The sequence below is a fragment of the Pseudomonas sp. NPDC098740 genome, assembly GCF_044760065.1.
In the GTDB taxonomy this organism is placed as follows: domain Bacteria; phylum Pseudomonadota; class Gammaproteobacteria; order Pseudomonadales; family Pseudomonadaceae; genus Aquipseudomonas; species Aquipseudomonas rossensis.
Genome location: NZ_JBIWAM010000010.1, coordinates 52,729 through 71,752, shown reverse-complemented (window position 1 = coordinate 71,752; position 19,024 = coordinate 52,729). Strand labels below are relative to the sequence as shown.

The window sequence follows — 19,024 nt, the reverse complement described above, 5'->3', positions numbered from 1 at the left end:
GAGATTTCAACGGAACGTGCCAGGCGCCTTGAACAACAAAGGCTGAGGCCTGGCTGGACGACTTTGTAAACTGTCGCAGGTAAACAAATGCGGGCGTTCAATAACATACCCTTGAGCGTAATCCACCCCGATCTCCAGCAATGCCTGCTCGATCTGGGGTGTTTCAACAAACTCGGCAATCGTACGCTTACCCATAACATGACCGATGTGGTTGATCACTTCGACCATGGCGCGGTTAATCGGGTCGTCCAGCATATCCTTTACGAAACTCCCGTCGATCTTCAAGAAGTCTACAGGTAAATGTTTCAAGTATGCGAATGAGGACATTCCGGCGCAAAAGTCATCCAGTGAAAAGTGGCAACCTAAACCTTTGAGTTCATTAATAAATCTGATTGCACTTCCGAGATTGGAAATAGCACTGGTTTCAGTGATTTCAAAACAAATCATTTCAGGCGGTATGGAGTAAGTAACAAACTGTTCACGCAGGAAGTGCAGAAACGCCTCATCTCCGATAGTTGTGCCTGACAGATTAATCGCACACATGGCCAATGGTCCTTTGTGCTGCTCGGCTATGCATTGGGCAATAATTTTGAAAACGTTCTGTACAACCCAGCGATCAAGGGACGTCATCAGACCATAACGCTCAGCAGCCGGAATAAAACTGTCGGGCAAAATCATGCGTCCGGCTTCGTCATGCAGGCGCAACAGAATTTCGATATGTCCATCGCCCTTCTCGATATGACCAAGGGGCGCGATTTCCTGGGCGTACAGACAGAAGCGGTCTTCTTCCAGCGCCATGTGCAAACGCTGTACCCAAGCCATCTCGCCGAAGCGCAGGGACAGTTCCGAATCGTCGGCGTGATAGACCTGAACCCGATTGCGGCCCTTTTCCTTGGCCATGTAGCAGGCCATGTCGGCAGCGCGCAGCGAGGCTTCGAGAGTGGTCGGATTCTGAGCGATGTGAACCAGCCCGATGCTCACAGTAGTCACGAATGGTCGGCCTTTCCAGACGAAGTGCAGGTTCTGCACGGTCTGACGCAGGCCTTCGGCGATTTTCTCGGCGGCTTCCGGGGCGCAGTTCTCCAGCAGGATGCCAAACTCGTCGCCACCCAGGCGGGCCAGGGTATCGCCTTCGCGCAAACCGGATTGCAGCAACGCACAGATATGCCGAAGCAGCTCGTCACCCGCCGCGTGGCCGCAGGTATCGTTGACCAGTTTGAACTGATCCAGATCGAGGAACATCAAGGCATGGCGCCCCGACTGCCGCGCCAGGATGTGCAGCGCCTGCTCCAGGCGATATTCGAACTCTCGGCGGTTGGCGAGCCCAGTCAAGGCGTCATGGGTCGCCTGCCAGGACAGATTGGCAATGTACTGTCGCTCCTGGGTCATGTCGTGCAGCACCAGCACCGTGCCGCTGACCTTGCCGGCGTTGCGGATCGGCGCACCGACCAGGGTGACCGAAACCGTGCTGCCATCCAGGCGCTGGATCAGTTTTGAGTGTTCGCTGCCACCGCTCAGCTGTCCGCTCAAAATGTGCTCGATCAACGTGAAGCCATCGGCCTGAGCGTTCTCGTCCAGCAGATTGAACAGCGCCGCCAGCGGCAAACCCGTCGCCTGCTCGGCCTTCCAGTGAGTCAACGCCTCGGCGGCCGGGTTCATGTAGGCGATTGCGCCTTCGACATTCGTGGTGATCACGCCATCGCCAATCGATTGCAGGGTGATCTGCGCCCGATCCTTCTCCAACTGCAGGGCCTCGGCGAACGCATTGCGGTGCTTGAGCAGTTTGTGGGTGCGCATCAAGGCCAGCGCAATCAAGCCCAGGGCGGTGGCGAGGTTGGTCACCAGCAGCAGCCGCAGGATCACCCGTGAACCTTCGCCCAAGGCATCGCTGAAGGCTTTCGCCGCCGGTGTCACACCATCGTTGATGGCGAATATCTGGTCTTTCCAGCGCTTGATGTCAACCTCGGCGGCCTGATTGACAGGAATGTGCTGATGCATTTCCTTCGCAACGTCATCGAGTTGCACCAGGTACGCGTCGCCCACCGTCCAAAGGTCGATAGCTTTTTCGAGGTAACTGAAATGCCGGAAATTGAGGTAAAGCCAGATCACACTGGAGACGTCATCCGGGTGGTTACCTCCCTTGAGGATCGCCACCCGTGCCGCTTCGATATCAGGTGGCCGATGATCCAGCGCCACACGCAACTCGTGGCCCCCCTGCGGTACGGCAATGGCGTACTGATATTTGAGGAAAATCGTCTCGTCGCGGCTGTCGGCGTAGAGATTGAGGTAATAGATGGCGTCTTTTTGGCCTTTGGACCACAGGCTTTCACCGGCAACGTAGCCGCGAACCGCCGACAGAACATACAGGCTGACACCGCCCAGCAAGGCTTGAAACAACACGACGGCAATAAATGGCCAGACGATGCCCAACAACCGTGGCGTTCCGAGAGTCCGCGCTTGATTCATGAGGTCCCTTGTTTTGGCACTGCCAGATCATCATCCAACGTGATCGCTACAGCTAGACTAGGGTGCGTTCTTGATCCCGGCAAGCGAGTAGCCGCTCCCGCTGTGGGGAAGTGTCTATAAGTCGCTGTTTTTTTGGAGCGCAGCAGACAAACAAAGGAAGGCGCATCTACTCACTTCAAAACGGGCATCGTCGGAAAAAGAGGCTGTGCGCATTGGCTAGTGCTGCTGCAAATGCCCATAAAGCTTGGCGTACAACCCCCCATCAGCAATCAATTGCTGATGGTCGCCATCCTCGGCAATTTGTCCGCCATCAAACACCAGCACCCGATCAGCCTGCTTCACCGCGGACAACCGGTGCGCAATGATCAGCGTGGTGCGGTTACTCAAGAACCGCGCCAACGCCTGGTGCAGGTTGTATTCGGTGGCGGCATCCAGTGCCGAGGTGGCTTCGTCGAGGATCACCACCTTGGGCTCGGCCAGGACCATCCGCGCAATCGCCAGGCGTTGACGCTGCCCGCCGGATAACCGCACGCCGGAACGTCCGACGATGCTGTCCAGGCCGTTGGGCAACTCACTCACCGTGTGGTGCAACTGAGCAATCTCCAAAGCCTGCCAGCAGGCTTCGTCGCTGCGTTCGCGGCCCATGGTCAGGTTGGCGCGGATGGTGTCGTTGAACAGCGCCGGATGTTGCAGGACCACGGCGACATTTTCCCGCACGGTTTCCAGGCCGATCTCTTGCTGGGTCGAGCCGCCGAAGCGGATCGTCCCGGCGAGCGGCGTGTACAGGCCCAGCAGCAACTGCACCAAGGTACTTTTGCCACCACCGCTGGCGCCGACAATCGCGACCTTTTCGCCGGGGGCGATCGACAGGTTCATCTGGTTCAACACCAGCTCGTCGCCGTAACCGAAACTCAATCCCTGGACTTCGATGCCCACGGTTTCGCGACCGTTGAACGGGTCCACACCGCCCGGGTACTCAGGCTCATCGGCCCGGGCCAGCAACTCGTTGATCCGCGACAGCGCGCCGCCGGCCGCGTAATAGGCGTACTGCAGATTCAGCAGCTGTTCCACCGGACCGATCATGAACCACAGATAGCTGAACACCGCGAGCATCTGGCCGATGGACAGGTCGGAAAACAGCACGGTGAGCATCGCCGCCGCACGGAAAATATCGATGCCGAACTGGAACAGCAAGCCGCTGGCACGGTTCGAGGCATCGGTTTTCCACTGCGAGTTCACCGCGTAATCGCGCACTTCCCGGGCGCGCCGACCCAGGCGCCCAAGGAAAAAGCCCTGACGGTTGCCGGCCCGCACTTCCTGAATCGAGTCGAGGGTTTCGGTCAGCGCCTGGGTAAAGCGCGAGGTGCTGTCGTTCTCGAGTTTCTTCAGGTGCTTGACCCGTTTGCCCAACTGCACCGTGGCATAGATCACCAACGGGTTGAACAGCAGGATCAGCAACGCCAGTTTCCAGTGCATCCACATCAGGATGGAGGCGGTGCCGACCAGGGTCAGCATGGCCACAAGGAAACGACTGAGGGTTTCGCCAACGAATTTGTCCAGCGTGTCCAGGTCGGTCACCAGGTGGGTGGTGACCGTGCCGCTGCCCAGGCTTTCGTACTCACCCAGCGAGATGCGCTTAAGCCGTTCGATCAGCCGCACGCGAATGCGGTACACGATGTCCTTGGCCAGCGCCGCGAACAACTTCGCCTGCACCACGTTGAACAGCAATGCAGCGCAACGCAGTCCCAGCGTCACCAGCAGCATCAGGCCGATGTAGCCCGCCGCTTTCTGCCAGCCTTGCGGCAACGCGTGGTTCATGATTTTCAACGCGGAATCGCCATGACCCAGCAGCACTTCGTCCACCAGCAACGGCAGGAGCAAGGGAATTGGCACGCTACACAGGGTTGCCAACACTGCCACACCGTTGGCGATCCACAGGGATTTCTTGTGATGCAGCGCCAGGCGACGGATTTCTGCCCAGCTCAGACGGTCGACACGTGAAGGAGCTGGCGCGTCGTCGGGCAGATCATGCACAGGCAGCGCGCTCCAGCCAGCGGCCGAGCAACGGAGACAATACGCTGAGCGGCTGATAGCCATTGGTCAACAGCGCCAATTGACCATTACGCTCAGCCAGCAAGGTAGGGAAACCGGCAATGCCCAGGTCCTGCACCCAGGTGAAATCGGCCGCCGTCGCGGCGTGCTGATCGGCACGGTCGAACGCGGCGGCGAACTCGATGCGCGGCAGACCGGCCTGCTCCGCCAGCTCCACCAGAACACTGGCGTGAGTGACGTCGCGCCCTTCGGCGTAAAACGCGTGCTGAATCAGCCCGAGCAGTTTCCACGCGCAATCCGGCGCCAGGCTGCGCGCAGTGACTAGCGCCCGACAGGCAGGTTCGGTGTCGTAGACAAAGCCATCAGGCAACGCCCCTTCGATTTTGAACGGCTGGCCGGTGGCCTGGGTGACCGCCTGCCAATGTTCAAGAATGTAGCGCCGGGTGGTCGGCTCCAGCGCGGAGCCGCTGCCGGTACGCAAACCGCCCACCACTAGGTGCACGTCCACCCCTGCTGCTTGCGCCTGCTCGACCAGCGCGTTGGCCACCGGCGCGAAGCCCCAGCACCAGGAACACATCGGGTCCATCAAATAGAGCAGGCGTTGCGCAGACATGGTTCAAGCCTCGGAAGGAGTTTGCTTGTAGTTGTAGCCGATCGGGTGAGGCAGGTTAAGAGCCTTGGCCAGTTCGATCTGCTTTTGCCGGTCGATGGCACTGCGACGGGTCTTCTCGCTCAGCTTATCCCAGCAATGCGGGCAACTGATGCCGGCCACGTAGTGCTCGGATGTGCGGTCTTCGACGCTGATCGGTGTACGACAGGCATGACATTGATCGTAGTCGCCTTCGCTGAGGTCGTGACGAACGGTCACGCGGTTATCGAACACGAAGCAGTCGCCCTGCCATTTGGTTTCTTCCTGCGGCACCTCTTCGAGGTACTTCAGAATGCCGCCCTTGAGGTGATAGACCTCGTCGAAGCCTTGGCTGAGCATATAGCTCGACGCCTTTTCACAACGAATGCCGCCGGTGCAGAACATCGCGACTTTCTTGTGCACGGCAGGGTCGAAATGGGCTTTGATGTAGTCGGGGAATTCGCGAAAACTGGTGGTCTTCGGGTCGATGGCGCCTTCGAAGGTGCCGATCGAGACTTCGTAGTCGTTGCGAGTGTCGATCAACAACACTTCCGGATCGCTGATCAACGCGTTCCAGTTCTCTGGATCGACGTAGGTGCCGACCTTCTTGTTCGGGTCCACGCCTTCGACGCCGAGGGTAACGATTTCTTTCTTGAGTTTGACTTTGGTGCGATAGAACGGCTGGTCGTCGCAGTACGACTCTTTGTGGTCGATGTCGTCCATACGCGGGTCGTTCTTGAGCCAGGCCATCAGCCCGTCAATGCCTTCGCGGCTGCCGGACACGGTGCCGTTGATGCCTTCTTCGGCGATCAACAGCGTGCCTTTGATGCCGTTGTCGACCATCGCTTGCAGCAGTGGCTCGCGCAGGGTGACGTAATCTTCCAGGGTGACGAACTTATACAGTGCCGCCACGACAATCTGTTGTGTCATGGGTGATTCTCCAGGTGGCTACCCTCGTAAGGGGTGAACCGGATGCGAAAAAAAAACGCGCCGGGTGAGCGGCGCGTTGCGGATTCTAGCAAAAAACCGATGCTTAATGCTTGCTGCCGCCAGCACAGGTCGGCGAGGCCGGAGCCGCGTCGATCTGTGCCCATTCCTCTGGCGTGTAGGTATGCAGCGCCAACGCATGGAACTCGCCCATCAGCTCGCCGAGCGTGCCGTAGACTTTCTGGTGACGCTTGACGCGGTTGAGCCCTTCGAACTGCTGGCTGACCACCACGGCCTTGAAGTGGGTCTGCAACCCACGGCTGTGCATGTGGCTTTCATCCAGCACTTGCAGATGCTGCGGCTGCAACAGGCCCAGCGTCGATTCGATGCGTTGTTGCATGGTCATACCGAACTCCGCTTAAGGCTTTTTCTTGGCTGGAGCAGCGGCGCCTTTAGGCTCCAGCTCGGCCGTCATGTCAGCCAGCAGTTTGTTGACCACAGGCACGGCGCTTTCCAGCTTGGCTTGAGTCATCTGGGCCGATTGCTGAGTCAGCTGCGGCATTTTTTCCAGGACTTTCTTGCCCAGTGGCGATTTGTAGAACGCGACCAGGTCTTTCAGCTCGGATTCGCTGAAGTTGGTGGTGTAGAGCTTGACCATGTCCGGCTTCAGCTTGTTCCAGCCAATGGCTTGGTCCAGAGCGGCGTTGGCTTTGGCCTGGTACGTTTCCAGCAGGGCTTTTTTCGACTCGGGAGCTTTGGTCTGTTCAAAGCGCTGAGCGAACATTTGCTGCACTTGCATGTACACCGGAGTGCCCAATTTGTCAGCGTGCGCCAGGGTCAGGAAAGCCTCGGCACTGGCGTTGTGGCTGGCGGTATCGGCAAAAACAGGGCCGCTGGCGCAAACCAGTGCAACCGCGGTACAGATGGCACGAAGACGAGTCATCGAGTTTCCTTTTCTAGCAGGCGAGGTAAAACCCCAAGGGCGTCCATTCTGCGCCTAAAAAAGTGTGTCACTCAACCCCAAGCCTTATCGGGCCTGATTTAGAGGGGTTGAACGGTCAAATTCCAGACTGATGGAACCACGGTTGGCGATCACGGCCTAAACTGCGCTATCAGACCTACAGGAGTGTGCATGATGAGCCGTATCGAAACCGACAGCCTTGGCCAGGTGGAAGTCCCGGATGAAGCCTACTGGGGCGCTCAGACGCAACGCTCGCTGATTAACTTCGCGATCGGCAACGAACGCATGCCGCTGGCGGTGCTGCATGCCCTGGCGCTGATCAAGAAAGCCGCGGCGCGGGTCAATGACCGCAACGGTGACCTGCCCGCCGACATCGCCCGGCTGATCGAACAGGCCGCCGACGAAGTGCTCGACGGCAGCCACGACGACCAGTTCCCGCTGGTGGTCTGGCAGACCGGCAGCGGCACCCAGAGCAACATGAACGTCAACGAAGTGATCGCCGGTCGGGCCAACGAACTGGCCGGTAATGCTCGCGGCGGCAAGTCGCCGGTTCACCCTAACGATCACGTCAACCGCTCCCAGAGCTCCAACGACTGCTTCCCGACCGCCATGCACATCGCCGCCGCCCAGGCGGTGCAACAGCAGTTGCTGCCGGCGATCAGCGAATTGTCGGGCGGATTGGCCGAGCTGTCCGCGCGGCATATGAAACTGGTCAAGACCGGCCGCACCCACATGATGGACGCGACGCCGATCACCTTCGGTCAGGAACTGTCGGCGTTCATCGCGCAACTGGATTACGCCGAGCGGGCGATCCGCAGCGCGCTGCCAGCCGTCTGTGAACTGGCCCAGGGCGGCACCGCGGTCGGCACCGGGCTGAACTCGCCCCACGGTTTTGGCGAAGCCATCGCTGCCGAGCTGGCCGCCCTCTCCGGCCTGCCGTTCGTCACCGCACCCAACAAATTCGCCGCCCTGGCTGGCCATGAGCCGCTGACCACGCTGTCCGGCGCGCTGAAAACCCTCGCCGTGACCCTGATGAAAATCGCCAACGACCTGCGCCTGCTGGGCTCCGGGCCGCGAGCAGGCTTCGCCGAAGTCAAACTGCCGGCCAACGAACCGGGCAGCTCGATCATGCCGGGCAAGGTCAATCCGACTCAGTGCGAAGCGCTATCGATGCTGGCTTGTCAGGTATTGGGCAACGACGTCGCCATCGGGTTTGCCGCGAGCCAGGGGCACCTGCAACTGAACGTGTTCAAACCGGTGATCATCCACAACCTACTGCAATCGATCCGCCTGCTCGGCGATGGCTGCAGCAACTTCCAGCAGCATTGCATCGCCGGCCTGGAACCGGATGCAGAGAAAATGGCTGAGCATCTGGAGCGTGGGTTGATGTTGGTGACAGCGCTGAATCCGCACATTGGTTATGACAAATCGGCGGAAATCGCCAAAAAGGCTTACGCAGAAGGGCTGACGTTACGAGAAGCGGCGTTGCAGCTAGGTTACCTGACGGATGAAGAGTTTGATGCGTGGGTAAGGCCTGAGAATATGCTTGAGGCCGGTGCCAAGGGTTAAGATTTTCGGCGCCTGACACTCCGTCATCGCGGGCAAGCCACGCTCCCACAGGTTATGTGTTGATCCCGGATATTGTGATCGACACAAAACCTGTGGGAGCGTGGCTTGCCCGCGAAGAACGATGACGCGGTTTAACCTGCGCCCATCCGAACCCGCCGTGCCTTGAGCCCGGCAATCAGCGAAGGCCCCAACGCCACCAGCGCCGACCCCAGCACCACCAGCACCGCCCCGCCATAACCCAGACCATTGATTGTCTCGGCGTGCACATAGTCCGGCCATAACCACGCCGCCACGGCCACCGCAGCGAACGTCACCAACGGCGTAATCGCCAACGTCGCACTGACCCGCGACGCCTCCCAATGGGCCAGAGCCTCAGCAAACGCGCCATAGGCGATCAGGGTGTTCATGCAGCACGCCAGCAGCAGCCAGCCTTGCAGCGGACTCAGTTGCAGCGCTTCCAGCGGATGCACCCACGGCGTCAACAACAGCGCGCAGAACAGGTAGATCACCATCATCACCTGCAGCGAATTCCACACCGTGAGCAATTGCTTCTGGCCCAAGGCGTAGAACGTCCAGACCGTGGACGCCAACAACACCAACAGCACGCCGGCGGTGTAATCGGTCAGCGAGGTCAGCAACTCGGCCAGCCGCTGATTGAAAAACAGGGCAAAGCCGATCAACAGCACCAGCAGGCCAATCCCCTGCCCCACGCTGAACCGTTCCTTGAACACAAACAGACTGGCGATCAGCAACATGATCGGGCCCATCTGCACCACCAGTTGCGCGGTGCCGGGGCTAAGCAGGTTCAGGCCCATCAGGTACAGCACGTAGTTACCCACCAGGCCGAGCACCGCCATCAACACCAACCAGCCTCCGCGCGGCCCCAGCACCTTGCGGCTCGGCAGGCGTTTGGTGGCCGCCAGATAAATGAACAGGCACCCGCCGGATACGATCAGGCGAAACCAGGTCACCGTCACCGGGTCCATCACCAGCAGCACTTGCTTGAGTTTGATCGGCAGGATTCCCCACAGCAGCGCGGTCACCAAGGCCAGGAACAGACCGTAAACCCAGCGACCCGATGAAATGTGCATGGCGAACCCCGAAACCAAGTGGCGAGAACGGTCATTCTAGGCTTAGACCTGTTCGGCACACAGGAACAGTTGGGCGTTGACCGCGAATGAAACTGTGCAGGTCGCACCATTAAATTGGCGCTATGCCGTCGATCGGTTGGCCAGGCGTTGCAAGTGGTTCATGCATAAGCTCATGGGATTCGCCAACAGGAACATTCCTCAGGAGATCGCCATGTACGGCAAGCGCGCCCAGGACAATGCCCCCGCCACGCACTTTCGCTGCGACCGGGTGTGTCGTGTGAATGGGGATTTGTATTTCAGCACCCGGGAAAACACCCTTGAGGGGCCGTTTGAAAATCCGGAGAAGTTGGCGCGGGAGGTACAGGCTTACATCGAGCGGATGCTGCTTTTGCGGATGAGCCTGTAGGCCGCGGTGCTTCCATTCGCGAGCAGGCTCGCTCCCACATTAGATCTATGACATCAGATCCCTGTGGGAGCGAGCTTGCTCGCGAAAGCGGTTAATCAGCCAACACAAATCGCCCAGACTTAACGCACCGCTTCAAACAACCCGGTCGCACCCATCCCGCCACCCACACACATGGTGACGATGCCGTAACGCACGTTGCGGCGCTGCAATTCACGCACGAGATGCCCGACCTGACGCGAACCGGTCATGCCGAACGGATGGCCGATGGAAATCGAACCGCCGTTGACGTTGTACTTGTCGTTATCGATCTCCAGCCGATTGCGGCTGTACAGGCATTGCGAGGCGAACGCTTCGTTGAGTTCCCACAGATCAATGTCGGCAATCTGCAAACCCTTGGCCTTGAGCAACTTCGGCACTGAAAACACCGGACCGATACCCATTTCATCCGGCTCGCAACCGGCCACGGTGAAACCACGGAAGAACGCCTTGGGCTTCAACCCCAGTTCCAGTGCCTTTTCCAGGCTCATTACCAGCGTCATCGACGCGCCATCGGACAGCTGCGAAGAATTGCCCGCCGTCACCGAACCATCTTCGGCAAACACCGGTTTCAACCCCGCCAGGCTTTCCAGGGTGGTACCCGGGCGGTTGCAGTCATCGTGATCGACGATGCCGTCAAGGATCTGCACCTGACCGGTGGCCTTGTCTTCAACGCGATACTTCACCGCCATCGGCACGATTTCATCGTCAAACAACCCGGCGGCCTGAGCCTGAGCGGTACGTTGCTGACTTTGCAGTGCGTACAGATCCTGTTCTTCGCGGCTGACGTTGTAACGACGAGCGACGATTTCGGCCGTCTGGCCCATCGGAAAATAGATACCGGGCACCTGCTCTTTGAGCAGCGGATTGATCAGGTTGTCGGTGTTGATGCTTTTCATGGTCAGACTGATGGACTCGACGCCACCGGCGACGATGATGTCGCTGCAACCCGAGGCGATCTGGTTGGCCGCGATGGCGATCGCCTGCAAGCCCGACGAGCAAAAACGGTTGAGGGTCATGCCGGCAGTGCCGGTGCCCAGGCGCGACAGCACAGCGATGTTGCGACCGATGTTGAAGCCCTGGCCACCTTCGTTGGAACCGGCACCGACGATGCAGTCCTCGACGCTGGCCGGATCGATGCCCGAGCGCGCCAGCAGTGCATTGACGCAATGGGCCGCCATGTCGTCCGGGCGGGTCTGGTTAAACTTGCCGCGAAAGGATTTGGCCAGGCCGGTCCGCACGCTGTCGACGATCACCACTTCACGCATGGCATACCTCATTGTTGTTGTCGGTTGAGAGTGGACCGAGCATAAGTCCACTGCATTACCGACCGCGACAATCATTCACCCCGCGTATGCGTAACCATCGCTCACTTCTTGTGCTGCTTCACTTTCCTGTTGTGTTTGTCGGACTTTTCGAAAGCCTGTTCCAGCGCCAGATTGATGGTGCGCAGGACTTTGACCCGCGCCCAGCGCTTGTCATTGGCTTCCACCAGCGTCCAGGCCGATATCTCCGTGCTGGTGCGATCAACCATGTCACCGACCGCCGCCCGGTAGGCGTCCCATTTATCACGATTGCGCCAGTCATCTTCGGTGATCTTGAAACGCTTGAAGGGGATCTGTTCGCGTTCCTGGAAACGCTCCAGCTGGGTCTCCTTGTCGATGGCCAGCCAAAACTTGACCACGATCACCCCGGCATCGGCGATCTGCTCTTCGAAATCGTTGATTTCACCGTAGGCGCGTAACCAGTCCGCCGGGCTGCAAAAGCCTTCGATGCGCTCCACCAGCACCCGGCCATACCAGGACCGGTCGAACACGGTAAATTTTCCCCGCGCCGGAATATGTCGCCAGAAACGCCAAAGATACGGATGCGCCCGTTCCTCCTCGGTGGGCGCGGCGATCGGCACGATGCTGTATAGACGTGGGTCCAGCGCTGCGGCAACCCGCCGGATCGCCCCGCCCTTGCCCGCTGCGTCGTTGCCTTCGAACACCGCCACCAGAGCGTGCCGGCGCATGCGTTTGTCGCGCATCAGTCCGGAAAACCGAGCCTGCTCGGTGATCAACTGCTCTTCGTAATCGTCCTTGTCCAGGCGCAGGGTCATGTCGAGGCTATCGAGCAGGTTCAACTGATCGACGCTGCTGCCCAAGGGTGCGGCGCTGACCTTGACGGGGTGAATCCTGGGCCGATTCAGAGCGCTTTGCAGGCCTTCGAGCAAAATCTTGCCCACCGCCAGGCTTCGGTAGCGTGCATCCATGCCTTCGATCACATGCCATGGCGCGTAGTCGCGGCTGGTGCGGCGCAGCACACGTTCGCCGTACTTCACGAACTTGTCGTAGGTCTGGGATTGTTGCCAGTCCAGCGGGCTGATGCGCCAGCTGTGCAGCGGGTCGTCCGTCAAGGACTTGAGCCGTGCTTTCATTTGTTTCTTGGAGAGGTGGAACCAGAACTTGAAGATCAGCGCGCCTTCGTCGCACAACATCTTTTCCAGTCGCTCCGCCGCGTTGATGCCTTGATCGAGCCTAGGATCCTTGAACAAGCCATGAACCCGGCCTTGCAGCATCTGGCTGTACCAGTTGCCGAAGAAAATCCCCATGCGGCCCTTCGCCGGGAGCATCCGCCAGTAGCGCCAGGCCGGTGGCCGCGCCAGCTCTTCGTCGGTCTGCTGGTCGAAGGTGCGGACCTCGATCGAGCGCGGGTCCATCCATTCATTGAGCAACTTGACCGTCTCGCCCTTGCCCGCCCCTTCGATGCCGTTGATCAGAATGATCACCGGAAAACGGCTCTGCTGCCGAAGTTCGAACTGCGCTTCGAGCAGGGCTTCACGCAGGGCCGGCACTTCGGCCTCATAGGTTTCTTTGTCGATGGCGTGACCGATTTCGGCGGATTCGAACATGGATGGCTCCCTTTCCAGATTGAGCAAGACTAACGGAAGTTCAAGGTTTGCGGTGATGCAAAAATGGCCAAAAGATCGCAGCCTGCGGCAGCTCCTACGCGGGATTGGCGTACACCCGTAGGAGCTGCCGCAGGCTGCGATCTTTTGCGGTCACCACCATTTTGTACAAGCACGCCATCCTGAGGCTTGCCATGGATCAAGCACCGTCCCGGCGATCGGCTAGAATGGCCGCCTTGCCGTTGCCGAGCCTGCCATGAAACCTGTATTGCCCCACGCCCAGCTCGACTGGGACGACCAAGGGCTCCCGCGTTCGCGGGTGTTCGATGATGTGTATTTTTCCGATCTGTCGGGGCTGGACGAAACCCGCTACGTGTTCCTCGAACAGAACGCTTTGCGTGAACGCTTTGCCGCGTTGCCGGCCGGCGGTCGACTGGTGATTGGCGAAACCGGTTTCGGCACCGGGCTGAATTTCCTTTGCGCCTGGCAGTTGTTCGAGCAGCACGCGGTGGCCGGGGCGCGGCTGCATTTTGTCAGTGTCGAAAAGTACCCGCTGAGCCTGCCCGATCTGCAGCGTGCCTTGGCCTTGTGGCCGGAGCTCAAGCGGTTTGCCGATCAACTGCTGACGCAATACATCGCAATCCACCCAGGCTTCCAGCGCCTGGTGCTGGACAACGGCCGCGTGACCCTGACCCTGCTGATCGGCGATGCGCTGGAGCAATTGCCGCAACTGGACGCGCAGATTGACGCCTGGTTTCTCGACGGTTTTGCCCCGGCGAAAAACCCTGACATGTGGACCGCCGAGCTGTTCGCCGAACTGGCACGTCTGGCGGCCCCCGGCTCGACCATCAGCACTTTCACCAGCACCGGTTGGGTGCGCCGCCTGCTGAACGCGGCAGGTTTCAAGATGAAACGCACGCCCGGCATCGGCCACAAATGGGAGATTTTGCGGGGCGTGTTCCTCGGCTGGCCTGAGGAAGCCCCGGTGCCCACCCTGGCTAAACCGTGGTTTGCACGTCCGACGCCACTGACCGGCGAACGTCGTGCCATGGTGATCGGCGCCGGCCTGGCCGGTTGCGCCACGGCCGCCAGTCTCGCGGCGCGGGGTTGGCAAGTCAGTCTGCTGGAGCGTCACGATGCGCTGGCGCAAGAAGCCTCGGGCAATCCACAGGGCGTGCTGTACCTCAAGCTTTCGGCCCATGGCACCGCGTTGTCGCAGTTGATTGTCAGTGGTTTCGGTCACACCCGACGCTTGCTTGAACATCTGCAACGGGGCGTCGACTGGGACGATTGCGGGGTCTTGCAACTGGCCTTCAACGCCAAGGAAGCGGAGCGTCAGGCGCAATTGGCCGCAGCCTTTCCGCCAGACCTGGTGCACTTGCTCGATCAACCGCAAGCCCAGATTCAGGCCGGGATCGCCCTGGATCACGGCGGATTATTCTTTCCGGAAGGCGGCTGGGTTCATCCGCCGGCGTTGTGCCATTGGCAGGCATCTTCGGCGAACATCCTGTGGCTGCCCCATCGCGATGTACTGGAACTGCGCAAGGTTGATGATCAGTGGCAGGCCTGGGACGGTGATGATTTGCTGGCCAGTGCCCCCGTGGTGATCCTGGCCGGCGCCGCCGAGATCAAGCGTTTTCCACACAGCGCCGAGCTGCCCCTCAAACGCATTCGTGGCCAGATCACCCGACTGGCGCAAACACCTGAAAGCCAGAGCCTGGCCACCGTCGTCTGCGCCGAAGGCTATGTGGCGCCGGCTCGACTGGGCGAACACACCCTCGGCGCCAGCTTCGACTTCAAGAGCGATGACCTGACCCCGACCCTCGCCGAACACCTCGGCAACCTCGCCTTGCTCGAGGAAATCTCCCCCGACCTGGCCATGCGACTGCATGCTCAGGAACTGGACCCGCTGCAGCTTGAAGGACGCGCCGCGTTCCGCTGCACCAGTCCGGACTACCTGCCGATCGTTGGCCCGTTGGCCGAGCAAGCAGCGTTCGCCGACGCCTACGCCGTACTGAGCAAGGACGCCCGACAAGTGCCGGACATTCCCTGCCCCTGGCTTGAGGGTTTTTACGTCAACAGCGGCCACGGTTCTCGCGGCCTGATCACCGCGCCACTGTCGGGTGAGCTGCTTGCAGCATGGATCGAAAACGAACCGCTGCCCCTGCCCAGAACGGTCGCCGAGGCCTGCCATCCCAACCGTTTCGCCGTGCGCCAGTTGATCCGCGGAAAAGTCTGACGGCGCGCCTTATAACTTATCGGTCTAAAACTCCGGGGATTCAGCCGGGTCAGTTTCTGAGTACCTGCCGTTTTTGGCGCGGTATCGATTGACCCTCCCCAACGGAAAAACCGGTAAGGAATTTATGTGCGGATTAGCTGGCGAGTTACGTTTTGATCATCAACCTGCAGACCTTGCAGCCATTGAGCGAATCACCCATCACCTAGCCCCTCGCGGCCCTGACGCATGGGGCTTTCATGCCCAAGGGCCGATTGCCCTGGGCCATCGTCGCCTGAAAATCATGGACCTGTCGGACGGCTCGGCGCAGCCGATGGTTGACAACCAGCTGGGCTTATCCCTGGCCTTCAACGGCGCGATCTACAACTTCCCTGAACTGCGCACTGAGCTTGAAAGCCTCGGTTATGCCTTCTATTCCGGTGGTGACACCGAAGTGCTGCTCAAGGGTTATCACGCCTGGGGCGAAGCGCTGTTACCCAAGCTCAACGGCATGTTCGCCTTCGCCATTTGGGAGCGCGACGCTAAACGCCTGTTCATCGCCCGCGACCGTCTCGGCGTGAAGCCGCTGTACCTGTCGCGCACCGGCCAGCGCCTGCGCTTTGCCTCGGCACTGCCGGCGTTGCTCAAGGGCGGCGACATCAACCCGATCCTCGATCCGGTGGCGCTCAATCATTATCTGAATTTCCACGCCGTGGTCCCGGCGCCGCGCACCTTGCTGGCCGGCATCGAAAAACTGCCACCGGCGACCTGGATGCGCATCGAAGCGGATGGCACCACCGAACAGAAAACCTGGTGGACCCTGCCCTACGGCCCACACGCCGACGAGATGAATCTGACACTCGAAGACTGGCGCGACCGTGTACTCGACAGCACCCGTGACGCGGTGGCGATCCGTCAACGGGCGGCGGTCGACGTCGGTGTTCTGCTTTCGGGCGGTGTCGATTCGAGCATGCTGGTCGGTCTGTTGCGTGAAGTCGGTGTTGAAAACCTGTCGACCTTCTCCATCGGTTTCCAGGATGCCGGCGGCGAGCGCGGCGACGAGTTCCAGTATTCGGACCTGATCGCCAAGCACTACGGCACGCAGCATCACCAACTGCGCATTGACGAAAAAGAGATCATCGAGCAATTGCCCGCAGCGTTCCGCGCCATGAGCGAACCGATGGTCAGCCATGACTGCATTGCTTTCTATCTGCTGTCCCGTGAAGTGGCCAAGCATTGCAAAGTGGTGCAAAGCGGCCAGGGTGCAGACGAACTGTTCGCCGGTTATCACTGGTACCCACAAGTCGACGGCGCTGAAGATCCGTACGCAGCCTATCGCGATGCGTTTTTCGACCGCAGCTACGACGACTACGCCGCCACCGTGCAGCCGAAATGGCTGACAGCGAATGACGCCGCTGGCGACTTCGTGAAGGAACATTTCGCACAGCCCGGTGCCGATGCAGCGGTGGACAAAGCCCTGCGTCTGGACAGCACGATCATGCTCGTGGACGACCCGGTCAAACGCGTCGACAACATGACCATGGCCTGGGGTCTGGAAGCGCGCACACCATTTCTCGACTATCGCCTGGTGGAACTGTCGGCGCGCGTGCCGGGCAAATTCAAACTGCCGGATGGCGGCAAGCAAGTCTTGAAAGAAGCGGCGCGGCTGGTGATTCCGAGTGAAGTGATCGATCGCAAGAAAGGTTACTTCCCGGTACCGGGCCTGAAGCATTTGCAGGGCGATACGCTGAACTGGGTGCGCGAACTGCTGCTCGATCCGAGTCAGGATCGCGGCCTGTTCAAACCGGAGATGCTCGACCGCCTGCTGACCGATCCGCAAGGTCAATTGACCCCGTTGCGCGGTTCCAAACTGTGGCAATTGGCGGCCCTGAACCTGTGGCTCAGTGAACAAGGAATCTGATCGATGAAACCCCACGCCACGGCCTACAGCCAACGCTTGTTGCGCGGTCAGACGCCCTCTTACGAACGCTTGCAGGCCCGCCTGGCCGAAGACGGCAGTGAATTGGGCGCCGCACCGATCGCCGTGCATTGCGGTTGGGGCCGGTTGCTGATCGGCCATACCTTCCCGGATGCGGCGAGCCTGGCCCAAGAGTTGCTCAACGAGCACACCGGTGAACGCGACATCGCCCTGTACGTGGCTGCCCCCCAGCAAGTACTGGGGCTGGAGCCGGCCCAGTTGTTTCTCGATCCGTCCGACACCCTGCGCCTGTGGTTCAGTGATTACCGTCAGTCGACTCGGGTGTTTCGCGGCTTTCGCATCCGCAGGGCCCAGGGCGACGCGGACTGGCAGGCGATCAATCAGCTGTATCAGTTGCGCGGCATGCTGCCGATCGACGCGAGTCTGCTGACCCCGCGTCATCAGGGTGGGCCCGTCTATTGGCTGGCCGAAGATGAGGACAGCGGCGCGATCATCGGCAGCGTCATGGGCCTCAACCATCACAAGGCGTTCAACGATCCGGAAAATGGCAGCAGCCTGTGGTGCCTGGCGGTCGATCCGCAATGTTCACGACCGGGTGTCGGTGAAGTGTTGGTGCGGCATTTGATCGAGCACTTCATGAGCCGTGGGCTGAGTTACCTGGACCTGTCAGTGCTGCACGACAACCGGCAGGCGAAAAGTCTTTACGCCAAGCTGGGGTTTCGCAACCTGTCGACCTTCGCGATCAAGCGCAAAAACTGCATCAATCAGCCGTTGTTTCTGGGCCCGGGTCCCGAAGCCGAATTCAATCCTTATGCACGGATCATCGTCGAGGAAGCTCACCGTCGCGGCATCGAAGTGCAAGTCGATGACGCCGATGCCGGCCTGTTCACCTTGATCCACGGCGGTCGCCGCGTACGTTGCCGTGAATCACTCAGCGATCTGACAAGCGCCATCAGCATGACGTTGTGCCAGGACAAAAGCCTGACGCACAAAGTGCTCAAGGCCGCCGGCCTGAACCTGCCATCGCAGCAACTGGCCGGCAACGCCGATGACAATCTGGCGTTTCTCGACGAGCACGAACGGGGGGTGGTCAAACCGCTGGATGGCGAACAAGGCCATGGCGTCGCGGTGGATTTACGGACCATCGAAGAGGTCCAGCAAGCCATCGAATCCGCCCGCCAGTTCGACAGTCGAGTGCTGCTGGAGAGCTTCCACGAAGGCCTCGACTTGCGGATTCTGGTGATCGGTTTTGAGGTGGTCGCCGCGGCCATTCGCCGACCGGCAGAAGTGGTGGGCGATGGTCAGCATTCCATCGGTGCGCTGATCGAAGCGCAGAGCCGGCGTCGTCAGGCGGCCACCAGCGGTGAAAGCAAAATCCCGCTGGATCATGAGACCGAGCGCACCTTGCACGCGGCGGGTTTTGACTACAGCAGCATTCTGCCGGCGGGCGAGCATCTGTTCGTACGGCGTACGGCGAACCTTCATACCGGCGGGGTTCTTGAGGATGTGACGGCGATCCTGCATCCGACGTTGGTGGATGCGGCGGTGCGTGCGGCGCGGGCGCTGGATATTCCGATGGTCGGACTCGACCTGATAGTGCCCGCCGCCGATCAACCGGAATACGTATTTATCGAAGCCAATGAGCGTGCCGGGTTGGCCAACCATGAGCCGCAGCCGACGGCCGAGCGGTTTGTGGATTTGTTGTTTCCGCATAGTCAGCCGGCGGCCTGACATTGATGTGTTGCCTGTCTGGGCCCCATCGCGAGCAAGCTCGCTCCCACATTTGACCGCACTCCACTGTGGGAGCGGGCTTGCTCGCGAAGGCGGCCTGACAGGCACCACAG

14 protein-coding genes are annotated in these 19,024 nt (G+C 60.1%); 5 read left to right on the top strand and 9 right to left on the bottom strand.

From position 1 onward, the window contains the following. Window positions 1-6: 6 nt before the first annotated feature. The 6 genes from ACIQU2_RS14690 to ACIQU2_RS14665 form a co-directional block, all read right to left on the bottom strand. Window positions 7-2,466, bottom strand: a complete 2,460-nt coding sequence (locus tag ACIQU2_RS14690; RefSeq protein WP_403141902.1) for an EAL domain-containing protein — start codon at window positions 2,464-2,466, stop codon at window positions 7-9. 216 nt (window positions 2,467-2,682) lie between these two features. Then, the gene (locus ACIQU2_RS14685) at window positions 2,683-4,500 is read right to left on the bottom strand and encodes an ABC transporter ATP-binding protein (protein WP_403141900.1); all 1,818 of its coding nucleotides are present in this window, start codon (window positions 4,498-4,500) and stop codon (window positions 2,683-2,685) included. Beyond that, window positions 4,493-5,095 (bottom strand): DsbA family protein, encoded by a 603-nt coding sequence (locus ACIQU2_RS14680; RefSeq protein WP_403142159.1) that lies wholly within the window; start codon window positions 5,093-5,095, stop codon window positions 4,493-4,495. Before ACIQU2_RS14680 ends, ACIQU2_RS14685 begins: the two co-directional genes overlap by 8 nt. 39 nt (window positions 5,096-5,134) lie before the next feature. Continuing rightward, a complete protein-coding gene (locus ACIQU2_RS14675; RefSeq protein WP_403141898.1) occupies window positions 5,135-6,076 on the bottom strand; it encodes a rhodanese-related sulfurtransferase in 942 nt (313 codons plus the stop codon). Between the two features lie 103 nt (window positions 6,077-6,179). After that, complete coding sequence (locus tag ACIQU2_RS14670) at window positions 6,180-6,479, bottom strand: BolA family transcriptional regulator (protein WP_008151216.1); 300 nt, start codon at window positions 6,477-6,479, stop codon at window positions 6,180-6,182. Window positions 6,480-6,491: 12 nt separating this feature from the next. Further along, complete coding sequence (locus tag ACIQU2_RS14665; protein WP_109633752.1) at window positions 6,492-7,016, bottom strand: DUF2059 domain-containing protein; 525 nt, start codon at window positions 7,014-7,016, stop codon at window positions 6,492-6,494. A 192-nt stretch (window positions 7,017-7,208) separates the two neighbouring features. Between ACIQU2_RS14665 and ACIQU2_RS14660 the strand changes: the two genes are divergently transcribed. After that, window positions 7,209-8,603: a class II fumarate hydratase gene (locus ACIQU2_RS14660; protein ID WP_403141894.1), complete on the top strand. Its 1,395-nt coding sequence runs from the start codon at window positions 7,209-7,211 to the stop codon at window positions 8,601-8,603. A 131-nt stretch (window positions 8,604-8,734) separates the two neighbouring features. Here the strand turns inward: ACIQU2_RS14660 and ACIQU2_RS14655 are convergent, their stop codons facing one another. Continuing rightward, window positions 8,735-9,694 (bottom strand): DMT family transporter, encoded by a 960-nt coding sequence (locus ACIQU2_RS14655; protein ID WP_403141891.1) that lies wholly within the window; start codon window positions 9,692-9,694, stop codon window positions 8,735-8,737. A gap of 211 nt (window positions 9,695-9,905) precedes the next feature. Between ACIQU2_RS14655 and ACIQU2_RS14650 the strand changes: the two genes are divergently transcribed. After that, window positions 9,906-10,100: a DUF6316 family protein gene (locus tag ACIQU2_RS14650; RefSeq protein WP_033055288.1), complete on the top strand. Its 195-nt coding sequence runs from the start codon at window positions 9,906-9,908 to the stop codon at window positions 10,098-10,100. A 119-nt stretch (window positions 10,101-10,219) separates the two neighbouring features. Here ACIQU2_RS14650 and ACIQU2_RS14645 read toward each other — a convergent pair whose 3' ends face one another. Together ACIQU2_RS14645 and pap are read right to left on the bottom strand one after the other, a co-directional pair. Next, entirely contained in the window at window positions 10,220-11,404 is a 1,185-nt protein-coding gene (locus ACIQU2_RS14645) for a thiolase family protein (RefSeq protein ID WP_403141888.1), read from the bottom strand. Between the two features lie 101 nt (window positions 11,405-11,505). Next, the gene (gene pap / locus ACIQU2_RS14640; RefSeq protein ID WP_403141885.1) at window positions 11,506-13,029 is read right to left on the bottom strand and encodes a polyphosphate:AMP phosphotransferase; all 1,524 of its coding nucleotides are present in this window, start codon (window positions 13,027-13,029) and stop codon (window positions 11,506-11,508) included. A gap of 253 nt (window positions 13,030-13,282) precedes the next feature. Here pap and mnmC point away from each other — a divergent pair, with 253 nt between their 5' ends. The 3 genes from mnmC to ngg all read left to right on the top strand — a co-directional run bounded on the left by mnmC (window position 13,283) and on the right by ngg (window position 18,911). After that, window positions 13,283-15,265, top strand: coding sequence for a bifunctional tRNA (5-methylaminomethyl-2-thiouridine)(34)-methyltransferase MnmD/FAD-dependent 5-carboxymethylaminomethyl-2-thiouridine(34) oxidoreductase MnmC (gene mnmC / locus ACIQU2_RS14635; protein ID WP_403141883.1), 1,983 nt, complete (start codon window positions 13,283-13,285; stop codon window positions 15,263-15,265). A 124-nt stretch (window positions 15,266-15,389) separates the two neighbouring features. Next, entirely contained in the window at window positions 15,390-17,162 is a 1,773-nt protein-coding gene (locus ACIQU2_RS14630; RefSeq protein ID WP_403141881.1) for an N-acetylglutaminylglutamine amidotransferase, read from the top strand. Between the two features lie 3 nt (window positions 17,163-17,165). Continuing rightward, window positions 17,166-18,911 (top strand): N-acetylglutaminylglutamine synthetase, encoded by a 1,746-nt coding sequence (gene ngg / locus ACIQU2_RS14625; RefSeq protein WP_403141878.1) that lies wholly within the window; start codon window positions 17,166-17,168, stop codon window positions 18,909-18,911. Window positions 18,912-19,024: the final 113 nt, after the last annotated feature.

Coding starts and splice junctions, on each gene's coding strand:
- pap (WP_403141885.1), bottom strand. CDS start 13,029: ATGTTCGAATCCGCCGAAATCGGTCACGCCATCGACAAAGAAACCTAT.
- ACIQU2_RS14675 (WP_403141898.1), bottom strand. CDS start 6,076: ATGACACAACAGATTGTCGTGGCGGCACTGTATAAGTTCGTCACCCTG.
- ACIQU2_RS14630 (WP_403141881.1), top strand. CDS start 15,390: ATGTGCGGATTAGCTGGCGAGTTACGTTTTGATCATCAACCTGCAGAC.
- ACIQU2_RS14690 (WP_403141902.1), bottom strand. CDS start 2,466: ATGAATCAAGCGCGGACTCTCGGAACGCCACGGTTGTTGGGCATCGTC.
- ACIQU2_RS14665 (WP_109633752.1), bottom strand. CDS start 7,016: ATGACTCGTCTTCGTGCCATCTGTACCGCGGTTGCACTGGTTTGCGCC.
- ACIQU2_RS14650 (WP_033055288.1), top strand. CDS start 9,906: ATGTACGGCAAGCGCGCCCAGGACAATGCCCCCGCCACGCACTTTCGC.
- mnmC (WP_403141883.1), top strand. CDS start 13,283: ATGAAACCTGTATTGCCCCACGCCCAGCTCGACTGGGACGACCAAGGG.
- ngg (WP_403141878.1), top strand. CDS start 17,166: ATGAAACCCCACGCCACGGCCTACAGCCAACGCTTGTTGCGCGGTCAG.
- ACIQU2_RS14660 (WP_403141894.1), top strand. CDS start 7,209: ATGAGCCGTATCGAAACCGACAGCCTTGGCCAGGTGGAAGTCCCGGAT.
- ACIQU2_RS14680 (WP_403142159.1), bottom strand. CDS start 5,095: ATGTGTTCCTGGTGCTGGGGCTTCGCGCCGGTGGCCAACGCGCTGGTC.
- ACIQU2_RS14645 (WP_403141888.1), bottom strand. CDS start 11,404: ATGCGTGAAGTGGTGATCGTCGACAGCGTGCGGACCGGCCTGGCCAAA.
- ACIQU2_RS14655 (WP_403141891.1), bottom strand. CDS start 9,694: ATGCACATTTCATCGGGTCGCTGGGTTTACGGTCTGTTCCTGGCCTTG.
- ACIQU2_RS14670 (WP_008151216.1), bottom strand. CDS start 6,479: ATGACCATGCAACAACGCATCGAATCGACGCTGGGCCTGTTGCAGCCG.